This window comes from Cupriavidus sp. 05N38 (genome assembly GCF_056397345.1).
The window spans coordinates 1-19657 of record NZ_JBFTNF010000025.1 but is presented as its reverse complement, the minus strand read 5'-3'; the positions used below and the strand labels follow the sequence as shown (position 1 = coordinate 19657).

Sequence of the window (19657 nt, the reverse complement as noted above, 5' to 3'; positions counted from 1 at the left end):
CTAGTCGAGCGCGGGCAGCATCTTGGCCGGGTTGAGCAGGTTCTTGGGGTCGAGCGCGCGCTTGACCTGCCACATCAGCTCCAGCTCCACCGGCGACTTGTAGCGCTTCAGGTCGTCGCGCTTGGCCACGCCGATGCCGTGCTCGGCGGAGATCGAGCCATGTTCGGCGTGCGCCAGCGAGTCCACCGCCTCGGTGATGGGCGCATACCACCGGCCAAGGAAATCCGCCGCACTGGTGTCCCTGGGCCGCAGCGGGTTGAAGTGCACGTTGCCGTCGCCCATATGGCCGTAGATCACCATGCGCGCGGCCGGCTCGAGCGCCAGCACCCTGGCCGACGCCTCGCCGATAAAGGCGGCGATGCGCGACAGCGGCACCGAGACATCGCACTTGATGCTGCCGCCGGTGCGGGTCTGCGCGTCCGAGATTTCCTCGCGGATGCGCCAGAAGGACTGCGCATCCGCCACGCTGGCGGCCACTGCCGCGTCCTGCACCAGTTGCTGCTCCAGCCCGGCTTCCAGGATTTCCATCAGGGTGGCATCCAGGCTTTCGCTGCTGCCGCCGGAGGTCAGCTCGATCAGGACCATCCAGGCCGGTTGGCCGGACAGCGGCGAGGCCACGTCGCCCAGGTATTCCAGCACCAGCTCGAGCGCCGGCGCGGAGATCAGCTCGAAGGCGGTGACAGCCTGGCCGCCATGCTGCTTGGCCAGGCCCAGCAGCCGCACCGCGGCCTCCGGGTCCGTCACCGCCACCAGGGCCACGGCGCTGGCGCGCGGCAGCGGCATCAGCTTGAGCACGGCGGCCGTGATGATGCCGAGGGTGCCTTCCGAGCCGATGAAAAGCTGCTTGAGGTCGTAGCCGGTATTGTCCTTGCGCAGCCCGCGCAGGGACGAATAGATGCGGCCATCGGGCAGCACCGCCTCGATGCCCAGCACCAGGTCGCGCATATTGCCGTAGCGCAGCACGGCGGTGCCGCCCGCGTTGGTGGCCAGGTTGCCGCCGATCTGGCACGAGCCCTCGGAGCCGATGCGCAGCGGAAACAGGCGTTGTTCCTGCTCGGCGGTGGTGCGCGCCGCGTTGAGCGTCACGCCGGCCTGCACGGTCATGGTGTCGTTGACGGTGTCCACCGCCAGCACGCGGTTCATGCGCGCCAGGCTGAGCACCACGGCGCTGCCGCTGGCGTCCGGCACCGCGCCGCCCATCAGCGAGGTGTTGCCGCCCTGCGGCACCACCGGCACGTCGTGCGCGTGGCACCACGCCATCACCGCGCTGACCTGCTCGGTGGTGGAGGGCAGCACGACCACCTGGGCCTTGCCGCGATAGAGGCGGCGGTAGTCCGTGACGAAGGCTTCGGTGTCGGCGTCGCCGCTGAGGCAGGCGCCGGCGCCGACGATGGCGCGCATGGCTTCGAGCGTGGTTGCGGGGCTGTGGTCGGGGGTGGTGGCAGGCATGTCGGTGTGTGGCGTGGCCAGGAGGGCAGGCGCGGCGCGCGCGCGGGTGTCGCGCGCGGCCGGGCGCTCAGGAGAGCGGAGAGCGGAGGTTGAGCGGGAAATGAGCCGGTTGGCGGGCGGCGTTCAGTAGGCTGCCGAAGGGCCGGCGGCCGGCGCCGCGGCGGAACCGATGAATTCCGCGGCCAGGCGGCGCGCCGCGCCGGCATAGAGCATCACGTCCACGCCGGTGGCCACGAAGGTGCAGCCCAGCTCCAGGTAGCGCCGGGCCAGGCTGGTGTCGGAGGTCAGCGTGCCGGCGGCCTTGCCACTGGCGACGATGGTGCGCATGGCGCCCTCGATGGCGGCCTGCACCTCGGGATGGCCCGGGTTGCCGCGGTGGCCCATCGACGCGGCCAGGTCGGCCGGGCCGATGAACACGCCGTCCACGCCGTCCACCGCGCAGATGGCTGGCAGGTTCTTCAGCGCGGTCACGGTCTCGGCCTGCACCAGCAGGCAGATCTCATCGTCGGCCACCGCCAGGTAGTCGGTGCGCGCGCTCCAGCGCGAGGCCCGGGCGATCGCGCTGCCCACGCCGCGCACGCCCTGCGGCGGATAACGCGTGGCAGCCACCATGGCGGCCGCCTGCTCGGCGGTATCCACCATCGGCACCAGCAGGCTCTTGGCGCCGATATCGAGCAACTGCTTGATCAGCGGCACTTCGCCCGCCACCGCGCGCACCACGGGCTGGGAGGGATAGGGCGCGATCGCCTGCAGCGCATGCAGCATGTCGCCCAGCTCGTTGGGCGCGTGCTCGCCGTCGACCAGCAGCCAGTCGAAGCCGGCCGTGGCCGAGACTTCGGCCAGGTAGGGCGATGCCATCGACAGCCACAGGCCGATCTGGGGCTTGCCGGCCGCGAGCGCGGCCTTGAAGGGGTTGTTTGCGGGCATGATGTTCCGGATGGTGTTGGTCGGGTTGYGGCGGTGGGTGGCCTGAAGTTTAGCGCGCCTCTCAGCCCAACTGGCCCTGGCAGATGTATTTGGTGTGCATGTAGTCATCCAGCCCGTGGCGCGATCCCTCGCGGCCGTAGCCCGATTCCTTCACGCCGCCGAACGGCGCCGCCTCGGAGGCAATGGCGCCTTCGTTGACGCCGACGATGCCGGTCTCCAGCGCCTGCGCCACGCGCCAGATGCGGCGCACGTCGCTGGAGTAGAAGTAGGCCGCCAGGCCGAACGGCGTGTCGTTGGCGTCGCGCACCACTTCGTCTTCGTGCGTGAAGCGGAACACGGCGGCCACCGGGCCGAAGGTCTCCTCGCTGGACAGGGCCATGTGCGGGGTGGCGTGGGTGAGCACGGTGGGCGCGTAGTAGTGCGGGCCGTCGTTGCGGCGCACGCGTTCGCCGCCGACCACCAGGCGCGCGCCCTTGGCGACGGCGTCTTCCACGTGGCGGGCGATCTTCTCCACCGCGCGGGCATTGATCATGGGGCCGATCTGGGCCGCTTCCTCGGTGGCCGGGCCCACGTGCAGCGCCGCCACGCGCAGCGCCAGCCGCTCGACGAAATCGTCGTGCACGCCGGCCTGCACGTAGACCCGGTTCGGACACACGCAGGTCTGGCCGCCGTTGCGGAACTTGGACGCCATCAGGCCGTCGACCGCGGCATCGAGGTCGGCATCGTCGAACACGATAAAGGGCGCGTTGCCGCCCAGCTCCAGCGAGAGCTTCTTGAGCGTGCCGGCGGATTCGCGCGCGAGGTGCTTGCCTACCGGCGTGGAGCCGGTGAAGGTGATCTTGCGCACGCGGCTGTCGGCCAGCCAGCTGTCCACCACCGCCGGCGTGCCTTCGCGCGAGGCGGTGACGATATTCAGCACGCCCGCGGGGAAGCCCGCCAGCTCGGCCAGGTAGACCAGCGCCAGCGCGGTCAGCGGCGTGTCCTCCGCCGGCTTGGCCACCACCGTGCAGCCGGCGGCCAGCGCCGGCGCGATCTTGCGCGCGATCATGGCCAGCGGGAAATTCCACGGCGTGATCGCCGCCACCACGCCGACCGGCTCCCTGAGCACCAGCATCTTGCGCCCGGGCACGGCCTCGGCCACGATCTCGCCGCTGATGCGGGTGGCTTCCTCCGCAAACCACTCCACATAGGACGCGCCATACAGCACTTCGCCGCGGCTCTCCTGCAGAGGCTTGCCTTGCTCACTGGAGATGATGCTTGCCAGGTCGTCGCGGTGCTCGAGGATCAGCGCGTGCCAGCGCTTGATCAGTTGCGCCCGCTCGCGCGCCGGGCGGCGGCTCCAGGCCGGGAAGGCGGCATGCGCGGCATCGGCGGCGCGCGCCGCGTCGGCGGCGGTGCTGTCGGGCACGCAGGCGAAGGCGGCGCCGGTGGCCGGGTTACGGACGTCGAAGCGCTGGCCGGCATCGCTGGCGCACCATGCGCCCTGGATGAAGTTGCCGGTGCGCAGCAGCGCGGGATAGGACAGGGGAAGCGAGGTCATGGGCTTGCCGGGATTCAGGGGTTGTTCGGGTTTGGCGCGCGTTTGGGCGGGGACTCAGCTGACGATGCCCAGGTGCCAGGGCACGAACTCGTTGTCGCCCAGGCCCAGCGCTTCGCTCTTGGTTGCCTCGCCCGAGGCGGCCCGCAGGATATGCTCGAAGATCCGCTGGCCCATCTCGGCCACGCTCAGCTCGCCGTCCAGCACCAGCCCGCAGTTGATGTCCATGTCGCCTTCCAGGCGCGTGTACATCGGCGTGTTGCTGGCCAGCTTGATGGTGGGCGCTGGCTTGGAGCCGAACATGGAGCCGCGCCCCGTGGTGAAGCAGATCAGGTTGGCGCCGCTGGCGATCTGGCCGGTGGCGGCCACCGGGTCGTAGCCGGGCGAGTCCATGAAGACAAAGCCCGCCTGGTCGATGGGCTCGGCGTATTCGTAGACGGCCTGCAGCGGCGTGGTGCCGCCCTTCATGGCCGAACCCAGCGATTTCTCGAAGATGTTCGCCAGCCCGCCCTGCTGGTTGCCGTGGCCCACCACGCCGTTGAACTGCGCGTTTTGCCCGGCGGTGTAGCGCTCCCACCAGGCCAGGCGGTCGAGCAGCTTCTGGCCCACCTCCGGGGTTACCGCGCGGCGCGTGAGCATGTACTCGACGCCATGGATTTCCGGGGTCTCGGACAAGATGGCGGTGCCGCCGTGGCGCACCAGGATGTCCATCGCCGCGCCCAGCGCCGGATTGGCGCTGATGCCTGAGAAGCCGTCCGAGCCGCCGCACTCCAGGCCGATCTTCAGGTGGCTGGCCGGCACCGGCTGGCGCACCGCGGCGTTGGCTTCGGGCAGCATTTCCTCGATGGCGCGGATGCCCGCCTGGATGGTGGCGAGCGTGCCGCCGACTTCCTGCATGACCATGGTGCGCACGTGGCTGCCGGGCACCAGGCCCTGCGATTCCACCAGCGCCGCCACCTGGTTGCGCTCGCAGCCCAGTCCGACGATCAGCACGCCGGCCAGGTTGGGGTGGCGCGCATAGCCCGCCAGCGTGCGGCGCAGCACGTCGAAGTGTTCGCTGGGCGACGACATGCCGCAGCCGCTGCTCTGCGCGAAGGCCGCCACGCCGTCCACGTTGGGATAGGCCGCCATGCGCTGCGGCGTGAAATGGTCGGCGATATGCCGGATCACCGTGGCCGAGCAGTTCACCGAAGACAGGATGCCGATGAAATTGCGCGTGCCCACGCGGCCGTCGGGCCGCACGAAGCCCATGAAGGTGGCGCGCTCGGCCTCGGGCACGTAATCCACCGGCCGCACGTCCTCGCAGAAGGCCGGGTCGCGGTAGAAGTCCACCAGCGCCAGGTTGTGCGAATGCACGTGGTCGCCGGCCTCGATATCGCGCGCGGCCACGCCGATCACGGTATCGAACTTGCGTATCTGCGTGCCCTTGGCGATCGCGCAGGCGGCGATCTTGTGCCCGGCCGGCACCTGGGCGCGCACGCGCAGTCCCAGCCCGGGCAGGCTCTGGCCAAGCGCGAGCGCATCGCGGGCAATCAGCACGTTGTCGTTCGCGTGCAGGCGGATCAGGCAGCCGGGGGCTGCGGGCGTGGCGGGCGTGGCGGGCGTGGCGGGGGCGGCAGTGTTCACGGGGCGGTCAACCTTGTTGCAGCAGTTCTTTGAGCTTGAGGCGCTGGATCAGGTGGGTCTCCTGTTCGTACACCGTGCTGACGTAGCGCTTGTATTCCGGGCCGTCCAGGTACATCACGGGCGCGTCGATGCGCGCCGCCACCTGCTGGAATTCCTTGCTGGCCACGGCCTGGCGGAACGCATCGCGCAGCGTCTTCTCGATGGCCGGGTCCAGTCCCACCGGCGCGCCGATGCCGTTGGGCGCTTCCACCACCACGTTGTAGCCAAGCTCCTTGAGCGTGGGCGTGTCCTTGAAGCGGGGCGTGCGCTGGGCACCCCAGGTGGCCAGCAGGCGCAGCTTGCCGGCTTCCACGTGCGGCGCCCACGAGCTGGAATCGGCCAGCAGGTCGACCTGCCCGGCCAGCACATCCTGCAGGGCCTGCGCGCCACCCTTGTAGGCGATCGCATTGAAACGGATGCCCGCGGCCTGCGCGAACTCTTCCATGCCCACGTGGGTGGCGCCGCCGATGCCGGCATGCGCGTAGGTGAGCTTGCCGGGGTGCGCCTTGGCCTCGGCCACGACTTCGCCGAGCGACTTGAAGCGCGAACCCGCCGGCACCGCGATGCCGAAGGTCTGGCCGGAGGTGCGCGCCAGGTAGGTCAGCTCGCTGCGCGGGTCCATCTGCAGCATGCCGAGCTGCGAGAAGCGCGTCACCGAGATCGGCACCTGGCCGATGGTGTAGCCGTCCGGCTTCGCGCGCGCCAGTGCCTTGGTGCCGATCATGCCCGAGGCGCCGGCGCGGTTCTCCACCACGATCGACTGCTTGAGCACGACCGAAGCCACCTGGCACAGCGCGCGCATGGACTGGTCGGCCGTGCCGCCCACGGGCCACGGGCAGATGAAGGTGATCGGCCGCTCCGGGTACGCGGCGGCCCGGGCCAGGGCCGGCAGCAGCAGGCCGGCGCCCGAGACCGAGGCAGCGGTGGCAGCGGCGCCGCCGATGAGCAGGCGGCGGCGTCCGGGATTGAAGCCGTGGGGTGCGGTCATGTGTCGTCCTCGCAGGTCGTTATAGGTGTCGTGGGCCGGATGGATCGCGCAGCAACGGTTGCGCATCGGCGAGGCCCGATTGTGGGGGTCCGCTTCATAACAATCCAATCAAAGATCGGAATGGCTTCATAACCTGAAAGTTAAGTAGAATCGGTCCATGCCCCAGATCGACCGCGCCCTGCGCTCCAATATCAAGCTGCGCCACCTGCAACTGGTGGTGGCGCTGGACGAGTTCCGCCACCTCGGTCACACCGCCGACTTCCTCTCGGTGAGCCAGCCGGCGGTGTCCAAGATGCTCACCGAAGTGGAGAAGACGCTCGGCCTCACGCTGTTCACGCGTTCCACGCGCGGCACCGAGCCCACGCCGGCGGGCGCATCGCTGGTGCGCTTTGCCCGCTCGGTGCTGGCGCAATACGAGCGCACGCGCGACGAGATCGCCGCGGAGGCCAGCGGCGCCGCCGGCCGCACGCGCGTGGGATCGATGGGCGCCGCGCTGCCGGTGCTGCTGGCGCAGGCCGTGAGCCTGCTCAAGCAGCGCTCGGCACAGGCCACCGTGCTGGTCGAAGAGGGCGACCTGCCGCACCTGCTGCCCAAGCTGCGCCTGAGCGAGCTGGACCTGATCGTGGGCCGGCTCGAGCCTGGCTACGCGGCGCCCGACCTGCTCACCGAAGCGCTCTACAACGAGCCCATGGTGGCGGTGGTACGCAAGGGTCACGCGCTGGCGCGCAAGCGGCGTCCGGGCTGGCCGGACCTGGCCGGCGTGCCGTGCGTGGTGCCGCCGCCGTGGGCATCGCTGCGCGTCAAGATCGAGCAGGAGTTCTACCGCCATGGGCTGCAGCCGCCCACCGACCTGATCGAATCCTCGTCCTACCTGGCCATCAGCACCTTCGTCGGCCAGGGCGAGGCGGTGGGCTTCCTCGCCCGCTCCGTGGCGCGGCAGCTCGAGCGCGAGGAGCGCGTCCACGTCCTGGCCATGGACCTGTCGCTGGAACTGCCGCCGGTCGGCGTGATCACGCTGCGCGAAGGCCGGCCCACGCCCAGCAGCGTCCAGCTGGTGGCGTGCCTGCGCGCGGCCGCGGCGCAACTTGCCGCCTGATATCGCGGCCTCGATAGTCGCCTGCTTCGCGCCTCGCGCGGGCGAATCCGGCCGGACCCGATCGTTCGCCACCCCCTTGCGCGGCGGGCGGAATTGGCTGGCCGGGCGGTTTCCGGAGATTGCGCCGGCGCCACGGATGAGCGCACGGCGGCGAGACTAAGGCTGGCTCGCGGGCGGCCTGACGAACTTGAGCGTCATGCGGTCCGATTCACCGATGGCCTGGAAGGCCGCGCGGTCGCGATCGCCGCCGCGCAAGGTGGGCGGCAGCGACCACACACCGTCGGGGTGGTCGTGGTCGTCGCGCGGGTTGGCGTTGATCTCGCTGCGGCCGGCCAGGGCGAAGCCCGCCGCGCGCGCGTGGTCGATCACGAAATCCTCGGTGACATAGCCGGTGGCGATCATCTGCTCCAGCGACGTGCCCGGCGGGGCGCGGTGCTCCTCCACGCCCAGCACGCCGCCGGGCTTGAGCACCGCATGGAAGGCGCGCAGGCTCTCGTCCAGGTGGCCATCCTTGATCCAGTTGTGGATATTGCGGAAGGTCAGTACCAGGTCGGCGCTGCCGGCCGGGGCGAAATCGCCGGCACTGCGCAGCGGCAGCGTGCCGACCACCACCTTGTCGTAGCTGGCCGGATCGCGCGCCAGCTTTTGCGCGAAGTTCGCCCTCGATTTCATGCTTTCCTCGCTGGCCGGCCCCACCGCGTAGTGCGCGGCGTACAGCTTGCCGTGTTCGCGCAGCGTGGGCGCCAGGATTTCCGTGTACCAGCCGCCACCCGGTGCGATCTCCACCACCGTCTGGCCTGGCTGCAGGCCAAAAAAGCGCAGCGTCTCGCGCGGATGCCGCCAGGCGTCGCGCGCTTTATTGGCCGCGCTGCGCTGCGGGCCGGCAATGGCCGCGGCCAGCGCGGCATCGCCGCCCGCGGCCCCGACGCTGCGGGCGGCACCGGCCGCCAGGCCGAGCGCGGCGGCGCACGCCAGCAGCACGGCTTTGCGCGCCGGGATGTGCAGTGAAGACATCTGGATCATGGTGTTCCTTGTCTGAGGCAGGGCGCGGCGGCGGCCGCGCGGCGTGCTGAAGTGCATCATCGCACACGATTCCGGACGCGGTGCTGCATCGTGTCAAGCATGCATAAGTGTCTTTTGGATCACCGCAAAGCAGGGCGGGCAGCGCGAAGGCGCGCGAAAAACGCCGGTGCGGACGCCCCGAAACCCGCATAAGACCATGTTATCGGGCATGAATTGGCACGCGGCCTGCGTTTTCTCCTAAAATCCGCTATCTTTCTCACTTTTGAGTCGGCGTGTCTTCCAGCCTTCGGACCGGAGCCGCCTTGTTGAACGCAACCGGCAAGCTTTCGCCCGCCATTGGCACGAGGCCCTTCGACGCCGGCGCTACAAAGCGCTCTCCAGCGCCTTTTTCATGAGCAATCTCAACCAGCAAAGCATCCTCTCCGTCCACCACTGGACCGACACGCTCTTCAGCTTCACCTGCACCCGCGATCCTGGCTTCCGCTTCGAGAACGGCCAGTTCGCCATGGTGGGCCTGGAGGTCAACGGCCGCCCGCTGCTGCGCGCCTACAGCATCGCCAGCGCCAACTACGAGGAAACGCTGGAATTCTTCAGCATCAAGGTGCCTGACGGCCCGCTGACCTCGCGCCTGCAGCACCTGCGCGAAGGCGACCAGATCTTCGTCGGCAAGAAGCCCACCGGCACGCTGCTGGTCGACAACCTGCTGCCTGGCAAGACCCTGTGGCTGCTGGCCACCGGCACCGGCCTGGCCCCGTTCCTGTCGATCATCCGCGACCCGGAAGTGTACGAGCGCTACGACAAGATCGTGCTGACCCACACCTGCCGCTTCGTCGAGGAACTGGCTTACCGCGAACTGATCCAGGAGCACCTGCCGCAGCATGAATACCTGGGCGAACTGGTGCGCGACAAGCTGGTGTATTTCCCCACCGTGACCCGCGAGGAATTCGACAACCAGGGCCGCATCACCGACCTGATCGCCTCGGGCGAACTGTTCGAGCGCCTGGATGTGCCCTCGTTCTCGCTCGAGAACGACCGCATCATGCTGTGCGGCAGCCCCGACATGCTCAAGGATGTGCGCAACATCCTGGTCGAGCAGCACTTCGTCGAAGGCAATATGAACCACCCGGGCCACTTTGTGCTGGAAAAGGCCTTCGTCGGCTGAGCCTGCCGCTCACACCTGATACGACGGGCGACAGGGATGTCGCCCTCGCTTCCCGGCGGGGTTTTTCCCGGCGGCTAGGCCTGCTGGCGGGACATCACCCAGAAGTGCATGCCCAGGGTGGTCAGGAAGACCCCCGCCAGTTGCATCCATCCCGAGTCCGCTCCCAGCGCCAGGCATAGTCCCGCCGCGCCTGCGGCCGCGCCTGCGCGCCCGCGCCAGGCGCCGCGCCGCACGCCATGTCCCGCGCACGCCGGACCACCCGCTTCGTCAGCCGGTACGGGGCCTGCCGCCCCTTGCGCGATCGCGCTCGCTTGTTCCGTCGTTCGTTCCATTGCCTTGCTTCCCCGCTTTGCCGGCAAGGCCGTCATGCCTCGCGCCCGGCAGGCTACCGCGCGCCTGAGCGCCGGCGCAAAGAAGGAAACTGCCCATCGATATGCGCCCACCGGCTTTGGGCGCCCTGGCGTGAACCGCATATTCACTTGCGTTCTTATTCGTTAAGAACCGCGCAGGCGCGGCGTATGTTCACGGCTTGTCCGCGCGGACCGGGCCCATCGCCCATGCCGCCGCATCCCGAACCAGGAACAGGAGTCTTCGATGAGCGTGGAAATCATTGGCATGATCCAGACCCAGAAGCAGTCGGAGATCCATCCGGCCAGCGGGCCGGTGGTGGATCGCGACTATGTGCGAGCCTTCGCGCAGGCGCACGAACAGGCCGGCTTCGACCGCGTGCTGGTGCCACATCACTCCACCGGGCCCTCGGCCACGCTCACCATTTCCTACGCGGCGGCCGTGACCGAGCGCGTGCATTTCATGCTGGCGCACCGGCCCGGCTTTACCGCGCCCACGCTGGCGGCGCGGCAGATCGCCTCGCTCGACCAGTTCAGCGGCGGCCGGCTCGGCGTGCATTTCATCTCCGGCGGCTCGGACTCGGAGCAGCAGCGCGACGGCGATTTCCTCAGCCATGACGAGCGCTACGCGCGCACCGATGAGTACCTCGGCATCCTGCGCCGCATCTGGACCGAGGACAAACCGTTCGATCATGAAGGCAGGTACTACCGCTTCACGCAGGGCTTCTCGGAGGTCAAGCCAGCGCAGCGCCCGCATGTGCCGGTCTTCTTCGGCGGCGCCTCGGACGCCGCCATCGAGGTCGCCGGGCGTCATGCCGATGTCTACGCGCTGTGGGGCGAATCGCTGGACCAGGTGCGCGACATCACCACGCGCGTGCGTGCCCAGGCCGCGCAGAACGGCCGGCAGGTGCGTTTCTCGGTCTCGTTCCGCCCGATCCTGGCGCAGACCGAAGCGCTGGCCTGGGAGCGCGCCGAGCGCATCCTCGCGCAGACGCGCAGCCTGCGCGACGCGGCGGGCCTGGGGCAGGGCGGCCCGCAGCAAAGCGAAGGCGCGCGCCGCCTGCTGGCCGCGGCCGGGCAGGGCCCGCGCGTGGACAAGCGCCTGTGGACCGAGATCGCGAAGCTGACCGGCGCACGCTCCAACTCGACCGCGCTGGTCGGCACGCCCGAACAGGTGGCCGATGCGCTGCTGGACTACTACGACCTTGGCGTCACCACCTTCCTGATCCGCGGCTTCGATCCGCTGGAAGACGCGGTGGACTACGGCCGCGAGCTGATCCCGCGCGTGCGCGAACTGGTGGCGCAGCGCGAGGCGGCAACCGGCGCCGGGCGCCGCGCGGCGTGACGACGACAGGCATATGACGAACCGCAACATGACGGCATCCAGAAGACAATTCCTGCGCCTGGGCGCGGCGGCGGGCGTGGCAGTGGCAAGCGGCACGCTGCCGCTGGCCGCGGCGGCGCAGGCGCGTCCCGTGCTCAAGGCCGGCGACCAGAAGGGCGGCCTGCGCGCCTTGCTGGAGAGCGCGGGCGAACTGAAGAACCTGTCCTACGACATCCAGTGGACGGAGTTTCCCGCCGCCGCGCCACTGGCCGAAGCGCTCAACGCCGGCGCGGTGGATTGCGGCCCCATCGGCGACGCGCCGGTCATCTTCGCGCTGGCCGCGGGCACGCCCATCAAGATCATCGGCGCCAACCGCTCGGACCCGTTCGGCACCGCCGTCCTGGTGCGCGCGGATTCGCCCCTGAAGACCGCGGCGGACCTGCGCGGCAAGAACATCGGCACCAACCGCGGCTCCATCGGCCACTTCGTCACGCTCAAGGCGCTCGCATCGGCGGGGCTCAAGCCGGAGGACGCCAACCTGCGCTTCCTGCCGCCGGCGGACGCCAAGCTGGCGCTGGTCAACGGCTCGATCGATGCCTGGGCCACGTGGGAGCCTTACACCGCGCTGGCCGAGACCAGCGGGCACGCGCGCGTGCTGGTCAACGGCCGCGGCCTGTGGTCGGGCCTGAGCTACCTGGCCGCCACCGACAGCGCGCTGGCTGCCAGGCGCGAAGTGCTGCGCGACTTCCTGCAGCGCGCGGCGCGCGCGCAGGCGTGGTCCTACCAGCATGTGGATGGCTTCTCCGCGGCGCTGGCGCGCATCATCGGCATCCCGCCCGAAGCGGCACGGCTGCAGTTCGAGCGGCGCCGCACGCAGTGGCGCAATATCGATGCCACGCTGATCGCGGAGCAGCAGCGCACGGCGGATTTCTACCTGAAGGCGGGTTTGCTCCGGCAGCGGCTGGATGTGCGCACCACCTTCGATACGGGCTTCCCGCTGGCCGCCCAGGCGGCGGCGTAGCCAGCCGCCGGCCCGGCGCTCAGAGCGGCAGGACGGGTTCGGGCGCCAGCGCGCACACCACCCGGTTGCGGCCACTGCGCTTGGCTTCGTAGAGTGCTTCGTCGGCGCGCCCGTAGGCGTGCTCGAAGCTGGTGCCGCGCGGGTTCCAGCTCACGCCGAAGCTCGCCGTCACCTGCAGCCCGGGCGCCTCGGCAAAGACACAGGCCGCAATGCGCAGGCGGATGCGGTCGGCCAGTTCCATCGCGGCGGCGAGCGAGCGCGCCGGCAGCAAGGCCGCGAACTCCTCGCCGCCCATGCGCCCGACGGTGCCCGCATCCAGTACGGCCTGCGCCAGGCAGTCGGTGATGCCGCGGATCACCGCGTCGCCCACCGGGTGGCCGAGTGTGTCGTTGACCCGCTTGAAGTGGTCGATGTCCAGCACGATCAGCGCCATGCTGCCGCCGGCCAGGACCATGCCGGCCTGCTCGATCACCGCGCCGCGGTTGAGCGCGCCGGTGAGGGTGTCGCGCGTGGCGCGGAACGCAAGCTCGCGCGCCAGCTCCTGCAGGCGCTGGTTGAGCCGGTTCATTTCCAGTTCCTCGCGGTCGCTGCGCCGGATCAGGCGCCGCGTCTCGCGCATCAGCCGCTCGTAGTGGCCAATCAGCTCGCCAAGCGTGCGGCGGTACGCCTCGGCGCTGGCGCGCGGGTCGCCGAAGACCGCGCGCGCCCCGGCCAGGGCGCTGTTCTCCGACTCGAAAAGATCAGGCTCGGACATCGGCGGATCGGCGCGTATCAGCCTGCGGTGGTGGCGTGGTCGATGAACTCGATGGCAGGGAAATCGGCGTGCAGCTCCTGCCCGAACTCCAGGATGGTGTCGTCGTCGACGTCGTGGTACCAGTTCACGATCACGTGGTTGCCCTTGTCGGCGGCKTCGTTCAKKGCGTCGAACATGCTGAACAGCAYCTTGGTGCTSGAGCTGTTGAAGTAGGTCAGCGCCACATGCGCGGTGACCTCGGTGTCCTCGCAGGCGGCCAGGTACTTGCGCAGGCGCACGATCACATCGCCGTAGAACACGGCGGCGTTCTCGGGATAGGACTCGCCCTTGAGCGACAGCGTATGCCGCGCGAAGTCGAGATTCACCTCGGGCGAGGAGGGGGTTGCGGCGATGAACAGGTTTTCCATGACGTTCTTTTCTCGTCCTGCTCAGATCGTGGCGACCAGGTGGAACATGGTCGAAGCCGGATCGGCGTCGATCGGCTGGAAGTTGTACTCCAGGGGCGCGCTGGCGTCGCGCGCCACGGTCAGGAAGCCCAGGCCGGCGCCCTTGCTTCCCTCGGGTGCCTCGGCCCGCATGGTCTCCTTGTAGGCCTGCTTGATCTGGTCCAGCGTCATCGTGCGCAGCGGCTCCAGCGCGGCGCGCAGCTGTGCCACGCGCGAGATCGCCACGGGGTTGGAGCACATCAGGCGGTAGCGCTCGTCGATCATGCTGATGCACACCGAGCCGTGGCGCAGCTGGTTGGTGTCCTGCGTGGGTGGCGTCAGCGCGTCAGACGAGTAATGGACGATGTTCTGCGCCATCTCCACGAACGACGAGAACAGCTTGCGCCGCGTGCCGTTGTCCACGCCGCTGACCGCCAGCTGAAGCCGCACCGCGTCCGACATGGCAGCGATGATGTTCTGGGAGAAATAGCCCACGTAGTAGAAGATCACGTTGCGTTCCCGGGCCATTTCGAAGAAGGCCCCGTATTCATGGTCAATCGAAGTACCGCTCATCGGCGTTGTCATCGACGTTGTCATCGGCGTTGTTGTCAGGCCCCGCCACGCATTCCCGGCTATTGAACGCGGAAGCAGAAGAAGGTGAGGTCGTCGCGGCGGCTCTGCTGGCCTTGCCAGGCGCCGTACTGCGCCAGCACGGCCTGGTTGATGCGCGCGGCCGGCTCGAGCCGGGCGGCCCGCACCGCCTCGCGGATACGGCGCTTGCCGAAGGCGATCTCCTTGGGCCCGCCGATCTGGTCGACCAGCCCGTCGGTGGTCACGAACACCAGGCTGCCCGGCGCGGTCTGCACGGTGCGGTTGCGCCATGCGAAATCCATGCCGGTGTCGACATAGCCCGCGCCCATGCGCTCGCCGTCCACCATCTCGCCGTCGTCGTCGCCCGCATGCAGCACGAACAGGGAGCTCTTCGCCCCCGCGAAGGACAGCCGCCGGCTGGCGTTGTCGAACCAGAAGAAGGCCGCGTCCAGGCCGTCATTGGATTCAGGCGTATCGCCGTTGCATTCCACCTGGCCGAGCATCTGCTTGATGCCGCGGTTGACCGCCATCAGCAGCGCGCCGGGGTCGCGCGGGCCGCGCTGCTCGATCGCCTGCGTCAGGATGGACGAGGCGATCAGCGTCATGAAGGCGCCCGGCACGCCGTGCCCGGTGCAATCCGCCAGGGCCGCGAACCAGCCGTCCTCGAATGCCGCGAAGTGATAGAAATCCCCGCCCACCACGTCGCGCGGCTCCCACACCAGCCCGGCATCGCCGAGCGTGCGGGCCATGGCCTCGCGCGAGGGCCGCAGCATCGAGCGCTGGATGATGCTGGCGTAGTCGATGCTGTGCATGATCTGGCGGTTCTTCTCCGCCTGCATGTCGGCCACCACCCGCATCAGCTGCAGGCCACGCCCGAGGCCGAGGAAATGGCCGTCGCGCGCGATGATGAAGCCGTCCGCGAGCGCCTTTTCACCGTATTCCACCGCCTTGAAGGTGAGCGCCTCGATGCTCATGGCCGCGTCCACCACGAGCGGCTCCTTGTCCATGAAGGCGATGCAGCTCTTGCGGTTGTACAGTTCCCGGTGATAGGGCTTGCTCATCTGCGACATGAAGATCGCGCGGTTGATCAGCCCGATCGGCCTGTCATCCTCGGTCACCGGCAGGCTGTCCAGGTCGCGGTGCTTGCCGAAGACATCCAGGACGTCCTGGTTGGTCTGCTCCGTGGTCACGGATGGCGTGGCGGCGCACAGATCCTCCGCGCAAGGCTGCCGGAAGCGGGCACGCCCTGCACGGGTTTCAACCCCACTGGAACCGGCCGGAACGTCAGACATCGCCAGGGAATCCGGATGATTTGGAAACCGCCGATTCTAGGAGTGGCGTATGTCGGCTTTGTGACGGTTTGAAGAAAAGAGGGGATTTACGGGGGTATTTCAAGAAGGACCGCTCCGGCCGCCGACACGCGCCGGCACGCGCCGGCCCGCTGCGACGGGCTCGCGCGGCGGAGTGGCGGGCGCGCCTTCAGAGGCCGAGCTGCCGCGCGGCCAGGTCCTTCATGATCTCCTCGGCGCCGCCGCCGATCATCATCACCTTGACCTCGCGATACAGGCGCTCCACCCGGCTGCCGCGCATATAGCCCATGCCGCCGAGCAACTGGACTGCGCGGTCGGCGCAGAACTGGAAGGTCTGCGTGGCGAGGTTCTTCGCCATGGCGATCTGCGCCACCGGCGCCGCGCCGTCGTCGAGCCGGCTGGCCAGGTCGTCCAGCATGGCGCGCGTCGATTCGATACGGGTGGCCATATCGATGAACTGGTGCCGCACCACCTGGTGTTCCACCAGCCGTTTGCCGAACGTCTGCCGCTCGCGCGCCCACGCCAGCGCGTCGTGGAAGCAGACCTGCGCGTAGCCGCAAGCCGCCGCCGCGAGCGCCAGGCGCTCATGATTGAAGTTCTTCATGATCGCGGCAAAGCCCTTGCCTTCCTCGCCGATCAGGTTCTCCGCCGGCACCCGGCAGTCTTCGAAGAACAGCTGCGCGGTGTCGGAAGCCCACCAGCCCATCTTCTTGAGCGGCGTGCGCGTGAAGCCCGGGGTATCGCGCTCGATCAGCAGCAGCGAAACACCCCTGGCATCCGGGCCGCCGGTGCGCACCGCCACGGTGAAATAGTCGGCCCGCATGCCCGAGGTGATGTACAGCTTGGTGCCGTTCACCACGTAGTGATCCCCGTCGCGCCTTGCGGTGGTGGCCAGGTGCGCGACGTCGGAGCCCGCCGCGGGTTCGCTGATGGCGAGCGCGGAGATCTTCTCGCCCGCGAGGATCTGCGGCAGGACCCTGGCCTTGAGCGCTTCGCTGCCGGCCGCGGCGATCGGCGGCGCGCCGATCGTGTGCGAGAACAGCCCCGACGCGATGCCGCCGGAGCCGCCCCAGGCGCGCTCCTCGAACAGGATCATGCGATAGAACGCGTCGCAGGGCGCGCCGCCATAGGCCTCGGGAAAGCCGGGTTGCAGCAGGCCCGCCTCGGCGGCCTTGCGGTAGAGCTCGCGCGGAAAGCTCTCGGCCTCGTCCCAGGCCTCGGCATTGGGCGCGACTTCCTTGTCGAAGAAGCGCCGCACGGAGGCGCGGAAGGCCTCGTGCTCGGCGGTGTAGTAACGGGGGTTCGGCGGCTGCAGGATCATATCGTGGCTGGGCATCTCATTGTGCGGACGGGTCCAGGCATTGCGGTGCCTGGTAGAGCGGAAAGCCGTCGAACGGCACCGAGCGCCGGTGCTCGGGCAGCGGCCAGGTGTGCTTGGCATTGGGCACGCCGCCATCCACGCGCAGCGTCGATCCCGTGATGAAGGCCGCCGCCGGCGAGAGCAGGAATACCACGGCGGCCGAGACCTCCGCCTCGGTGCCCAGGCGCTGCAGGGGGACCTTGCGCCCGAGTTGCCGGATTTTCTGCTGGAACGCCTCGGGGTAGGTATCGAAGCCGGAAGAGGCGATCCAGCCGGGCGCCACCGCATTGACGCGCACCCCCGACGCCGCCCATTCGCACGCGGCCGTCTCGGTGAACGACAACATGCCGGCGCGCGCCGCGCCGGAGTGCCCGAGGCCCGGCATGCCGTTCCACATGTCGGCGATGATGTTGACGATGGCGCCGCCGTTGGCCTCCATCCATTGCGTGAAGCATTCGCGCGCGACCAGGAAGCCGCCTGTCAGGTTGTTGCGCACCACGGCTTCCCAGCCCTTGAGGCTGATATCGCGCAGGGCCGACGGATACTGGCCCCCGGCATTGTTGAAGAGGCCGTCGATGCGGCCATGTGCCGCCAGCGCCGCGGCCACGGTGTCGCGCACCTGGGCTTCATCGCGGATGTCGCAGGCGTGCACGCTGACCCGGCCGGTAGCATCCGGCTGCGCGGCGACGATCTCCGCGCGCACCTGCTCCAGCTTCTCGAGCTTGCGCCCGGCCAGCGCCAGCCGGCAGCCGAGACTGGCCAGTTCGTGCGCCGTGCAGCGGCCGATGCCGCTGCCGCCACCGGTGATCAGCACCGTCTGCCCGGCGAACAGGTCCCGGTGGAATACGGATCGGTATTGCATGCCTTGTCCTTTCGGTTGGATTCGCGATGGATGTCGTTCAGCCGGCGCTCAGTCCCAGCCGCTTGACCAGCTTGCCCTGGCTCTCGAAGCGCTGGCGCGCGAACGCCGTGTAGTCGGCGCTGTCGAGGTACGCCATTTCCTGGTCGAGCCGGTCGAGCAGCCTGGCCGTGGACGGCTCGTAGAGCGCGCTTTTGAAGGCGTCGTGCAGCACGCGCACCACCTGCGGGTCCATGTCGCGCGGGCCGGCGATGCCGAACGGGCCGGTCGAGACGATATCGATGCCGAGGTCGCGCAGCGTGGGCACGGCGGGCCAGTGGCGCGAACGCCGGGCCGTCCACAGCACCAGCCAGCGCGCCTTGCCGGCATCGACGTAGCTGCCGATGGTGCCCGCGGTGATGCCCAGGTCGATGTGCCCGCCGAGCGTCGCCGTGATGATCTCCGCCTCGCCCTTGTAGGGCACGTGGTTGAGCTGGATGCCCGCCTTCTGGCAGATCTCCTCCATCGTCACGTGCATGGTGCCGCCCGTGCCGGTGGTGCCGTAGCTGATCTTGCCGGGGCGCCGCCTGGCGTCCTCGACCAGGTCCTGCCAGGTCTTCCAGGGCGTTTCGCTGCGCGTGGCCACGCCGAGCGGATAGCCGCTGAGATGGATGATGTAGGTGAAGTCCTGGAGCGGGTCGAACTGCGTCTTCTGCAGGTGCGGCAGGCGGAAGACCGGCTCCGGCATCACGGTGAGCGTATAGCCGTCGGGGCGGGCGCGCGCCACCAGGTTCGCGCCGAGCAGCCCGGACGCGCCCGGGCGGTTTTCGACGATCACGGGCTTGCCCAGGGTCTTGCCCGCGCTTTCCGCCAGGGCGCGGATGACGGTGTCGGTGGCGCCGCCCGCGCCGAAGGGCACGGTGAGCGTGACCGGCTGGGCCGGGAATGCGGCCGCTGCCGCGTGCCGCGAGAGCGCCGGCAGGGCAGTGCCGAGCGCCAGCGTCAACATGGTCTGGCGGCGTTTGCGATCGAAGGCTGCTGGTTTCATCGGTGTCTCCGTCTTGATTTTGTGGTTCCGATCAGCGAGGTACTGCGCGCGGTTTCAGTCGTGGTGCTCCTGGAGAACGAGTGCGTCGAGCGCCACCGCGCCGTGGCCCGCCGCCTTGACCAGCAGCGGGTTGATCTCCAGCTCCGAGAGCGTGTCGCCCAGCGCGAGGGCGGCATCGGAAACCGCGGCGATCGCGCGCGCCGCCGCCTCGACGTCGGCGGGTGGGCGGTTGCGGTAGCCGGTCATGAGCCGATAGCCGCGCAGCTCGGCGAGCATCGCGTGCGCGATCTCCTGGTCCACCGGCAGCAGGCGGTGCGACACATCCTGGAACACCTCCGTGAAGATGCCACCCAGGCCGACCGTCATCGCAAGCCCGAACACGGGGTCGCGCGTGACGCCGACGATCAGCTCGCACTCGCCGGCTTCCATCTTCTGCACCAGCACGCCGCGCAGCTCCGCCGCGGGCGCGGCCCGGCTCGCGGCCGCCGCAATCTCCCCGGCAGCCGCGCGGACCGATGCGGCGTCCGCGAGGTGCAGGCGCACGCCGCCCACCTCGGTCTTGTGCGGGATATCGGGGCTCAGGATCTTGACCACCACCGGGTAGCCAAGCGCCTCCGCGGCGTCCGCGGCCGCCGCGGGCGTGGTGGCCGCGCGCACGTCGCCGACCGGCACGCCATGGGCGCCGAGGTATTGTTTCGCCTCGTACTCGTCCATGCGCGCGCACGACGGCGCGGGCGCCGGCAGCGTGCGCGCCTGGCCGCGCGCGGCACGCAGCGCGCCCCAGTGCGCGCC

The 19657-nt window shown here is 69.4% G+C and carries 19 protein-coding genes; 4 read left to right on the top strand and 15 right to left on the bottom strand.

From position 1 onward, the window contains the following. The 5 genes from AC1DK4_RS18905 to AC1DK4_RS18885 form a co-directional block, all read right to left on the bottom strand. Window positions 1-1449: an FAD-binding oxidoreductase gene (locus AC1DK4_RS18905; RefSeq protein WP_441620504.1), complete on the bottom strand. Its 1449-nt coding sequence runs from the start codon at window positions 1447-1449 to the stop codon at window positions 1-3. A 123-nt stretch (window positions 1450-1572) separates the two neighbouring features. Next, complete coding sequence (hpaI, locus tag AC1DK4_RS18900) at window positions 1573-2376, bottom strand: 4-hydroxy-2-oxoheptanedioate aldolase (RefSeq protein WP_441620502.1); 804 nt, start codon at window positions 2374-2376, stop codon at window positions 1573-1575. Window positions 2377-2437: 61 nt separating this feature from the next. After that, window positions 2438-3916, bottom strand: coding sequence for an NAD-dependent succinate-semialdehyde dehydrogenase (locus AC1DK4_RS18895; protein ID WP_441620500.1), 1479 nt, complete (start codon window positions 3914-3916; stop codon window positions 2438-2440). A gap of 54 nt (window positions 3917-3970) precedes the next feature. Further along, the gene (locus AC1DK4_RS18890; protein WP_441649855.1) at window positions 3971-5539 is read right to left on the bottom strand and encodes a UxaA family hydrolase; all 1569 of its coding nucleotides are present in this window, start codon (window positions 5537-5539) and stop codon (window positions 3971-3973) included. Between the two features lie 7 nt (window positions 5540-5546). Beyond that, the gene (locus AC1DK4_RS18885; protein ID WP_441620497.1) at window positions 5547-6566 is read right to left on the bottom strand and encodes a tripartite tricarboxylate transporter substrate binding protein; all 1020 of its coding nucleotides are present in this window, start codon (window positions 6564-6566) and stop codon (window positions 5547-5549) included. A 157-nt stretch (window positions 6567-6723) separates the two neighbouring features. On the opposite strand from AC1DK4_RS18885, the gene AC1DK4_RS18880 reads away from it, so the two are divergent. Further along, window positions 6724-7662, top strand: coding sequence for a LysR substrate-binding domain-containing protein (locus AC1DK4_RS18880; protein WP_441620495.1), 939 nt, complete (start codon window positions 6724-6726; stop codon window positions 7660-7662). 156 nt (window positions 7663-7818) lie between these two features. On the opposite strand, the gene AC1DK4_RS18875 is transcribed toward AC1DK4_RS18880, so the two are convergent. Next, complete coding sequence (locus AC1DK4_RS18875) at window positions 7819-8685, bottom strand: class I SAM-dependent methyltransferase (RefSeq protein ID WP_441643364.1); 867 nt, start codon at window positions 8683-8685, stop codon at window positions 7819-7821. A 391-nt stretch (window positions 8686-9076) separates the two neighbouring features. On the opposite strand from AC1DK4_RS18875, the gene AC1DK4_RS18870 reads away from it, so the two are divergent. Continuing rightward, a complete protein-coding gene (locus AC1DK4_RS18870) occupies window positions 9077-9847 on the top strand; it encodes a ferredoxin--NADP reductase (protein WP_441624350.1) in 771 nt (256 codons plus the stop codon). Between the two features lie 74 nt (window positions 9848-9921). Here AC1DK4_RS18870 and AC1DK4_RS18865 read toward each other — a convergent pair whose 3' ends face one another. After that, window positions 9922-10179, bottom strand: coding sequence for a hypothetical protein (locus AC1DK4_RS18865; RefSeq protein ID WP_441624348.1), 258 nt, complete (start codon window positions 10177-10179; stop codon window positions 9922-9924). 262 nt (window positions 10180-10441) lie between these two features. Here AC1DK4_RS18865 and AC1DK4_RS18860 point away from each other — a divergent pair, with 262 nt between their 5' ends. Further along, on the top strand, window positions 10442-11539 hold the full coding sequence (locus tag AC1DK4_RS18860) for an LLM class flavin-dependent oxidoreductase (RefSeq protein ID WP_441624346.1): 1098 nt from the start codon (window positions 10442-10444) through the stop codon (window positions 11537-11539). A 28-nt stretch (window positions 11540-11567) separates the two neighbouring features. Next, window positions 11568-12539 (top strand): ABC transporter substrate-binding protein, encoded by a 972-nt coding sequence (locus tag AC1DK4_RS18855; RefSeq protein WP_441624352.1) that lies wholly within the window; start codon window positions 11568-11570, stop codon window positions 12537-12539. Between the two features lie 19 nt (window positions 12540-12558). Here AC1DK4_RS18855 and AC1DK4_RS18850 read toward each other — a convergent pair whose 3' ends face one another. The 8 genes from AC1DK4_RS18850 to AC1DK4_RS18815 form a co-directional block, all read right to left on the bottom strand. Then, entirely contained in the window at window positions 12559-13293 is a 735-nt protein-coding gene (locus tag AC1DK4_RS18850; protein WP_441624344.1) for a GGDEF domain-containing protein, read from the bottom strand. 17 nt (window positions 13294-13310) lie between these two features. Further along, window positions 13311-13700: a DUF1987 domain-containing protein gene (locus tag AC1DK4_RS18845; protein WP_477131701.1), complete on the bottom strand. Its 390-nt coding sequence runs from the start codon at window positions 13698-13700 to the stop codon at window positions 13311-13313. Between the two features lie 21 nt (window positions 13701-13721). Next, window positions 13722-14291 carry a SiaB family protein kinase gene (locus AC1DK4_RS18840; protein WP_441624340.1) on the bottom strand — a complete coding sequence of 190 codons (570 nt, stop codon included), beginning with the start codon at window positions 14289-14291 and terminating at the stop codon, window positions 13722-13724. Between the two features lie 59 nt (window positions 14292-14350). Next, window positions 14351-15601 (bottom strand): SpoIIE family protein phosphatase, encoded by a 1251-nt coding sequence (locus tag AC1DK4_RS18835; protein ID WP_441624338.1) that lies wholly within the window; start codon window positions 15599-15601, stop codon window positions 14351-14353. Window positions 15602-15788: 187 nt separating this feature from the next. Next, window positions 15789-16955: an acyl-CoA dehydrogenase family protein gene (locus AC1DK4_RS18830; RefSeq protein ID WP_441643363.1), complete on the bottom strand. Its 1167-nt coding sequence runs from the start codon at window positions 16953-16955 to the stop codon at window positions 15789-15791. Window position 16956: 1 nt separating this feature from the next. Then, a complete protein-coding gene (locus tag AC1DK4_RS18825; protein ID WP_441643362.1) occupies window positions 16957-17841 on the bottom strand; it encodes an SDR family oxidoreductase in 885 nt (294 codons plus the stop codon). 37 nt (window positions 17842-17878) lie between these two features. After that, window positions 17879-18865 (bottom strand): tripartite tricarboxylate transporter substrate binding protein, encoded by a 987-nt coding sequence (locus AC1DK4_RS18820; RefSeq protein WP_441624333.1) that lies wholly within the window; start codon window positions 18863-18865, stop codon window positions 17879-17881. A gap of 54 nt (window positions 18866-18919) precedes the next feature. Continuing rightward, window positions 18920-19657, bottom strand: a 738-nt coding sequence (locus tag AC1DK4_RS18815; RefSeq protein ID WP_477131700.1) for an acetate--CoA ligase family protein, incomplete at its 5' end; no start/stop codon positions are given.

What these genes read in the sequence shown, in the direction of transcription:
- AC1DK4_RS18905 (WP_441620504.1), bottom strand. Translation starts at nt 1,449, where the DNA reads ATGCCTGCCACCACCCCCGACCACAGCCCCGCAACCACGCTCGAAGCC.
- hpaI (WP_441620502.1), bottom strand. Translation starts at nt 2,376, where the DNA reads ATGCCCGCAAACAACCCCTTCAAGGCCGCGCTCGCGGCCGGCAAGCCC.
- AC1DK4_RS18895 (WP_441620500.1), bottom strand. Translation starts at nt 3,916, where the DNA reads ATGACCTCGCTTCCCCTGTCCTATCCCGCGCTGCTGCGCACCGGCAAC.
- AC1DK4_RS18885 (WP_441620497.1), bottom strand. Translation starts at nt 6,566, where the DNA reads ATGACCGCACCCCACGGCTTCAATCCCGGACGCCGCCGCCTGCTCATC.
- AC1DK4_RS18880 (WP_441620495.1), top strand. Translation starts at nt 6,724, where the DNA reads ATGCCCCAGATCGACCGCGCCCTGCGCTCCAATATCAAGCTGCGCCAC.
- AC1DK4_RS18875 (WP_441643364.1), bottom strand. Translation starts at nt 8,685, where the DNA reads ATGATCCAGATGTCTTCACTGCACATCCCGGCGCGCAAAGCCGTGCTG.
- AC1DK4_RS18870 (WP_441624350.1), top strand. Translation starts at nt 9,077, where the DNA reads ATGAGCAATCTCAACCAGCAAAGCATCCTCTCCGTCCACCACTGGACC.
- AC1DK4_RS18865 (WP_441624348.1), bottom strand. Translation starts at nt 10,179, where the DNA reads ATGGAACGAACGACGGAACAAGCGAGCGCGATCGCGCAAGGGGCGGCA.
- AC1DK4_RS18860 (WP_441624346.1), top strand. Translation starts at nt 10,442, where the DNA reads ATGAGCGTGGAAATCATTGGCATGATCCAGACCCAGAAGCAGTCGGAG.
- AC1DK4_RS18855 (WP_441624352.1), top strand. Translation starts at nt 11,568, where the DNA reads ATGACGGCATCCAGAAGACAATTCCTGCGCCTGGGCGCGGCGGCGGGC.
- AC1DK4_RS18850 (WP_441624344.1), bottom strand. Translation starts at nt 13,293, where the DNA reads ATGTCCGAGCCTGATCTTTTCGAGTCGGAGAACAGCGCCCTGGCCGGG.
- AC1DK4_RS18840 (WP_441624340.1), bottom strand. Translation starts at nt 14,291, where the DNA reads ATGAGCGGTACTTCGATTGACCATGAATACGGGGCCTTCTTCGAAATG.
- AC1DK4_RS18835 (WP_441624338.1), bottom strand. Translation starts at nt 15,601, where the DNA reads ATGTCTGACGTTCCGGCCGGTTCCAGTGGGGTTGAAACCCGTGCAGGG.
- AC1DK4_RS18830 (WP_441643363.1), bottom strand. Translation starts at nt 16,955, where the DNA reads ATGCCCAGCCACGATATGATCCTGCAGCCGCCGAACCCCCGTTACTAC.
- AC1DK4_RS18825 (WP_441643362.1), bottom strand. Translation starts at nt 17,841, where the DNA reads ATGCAATACCGATCCGTATTCCACCGGGACCTGTTCGCCGGGCAGACG.
- AC1DK4_RS18820 (WP_441624333.1), bottom strand. Translation starts at nt 18,865, where the DNA reads ATGAAACCAGCAGCCTTCGATCGCAAACGCCGCCAGACCATGTTGACG.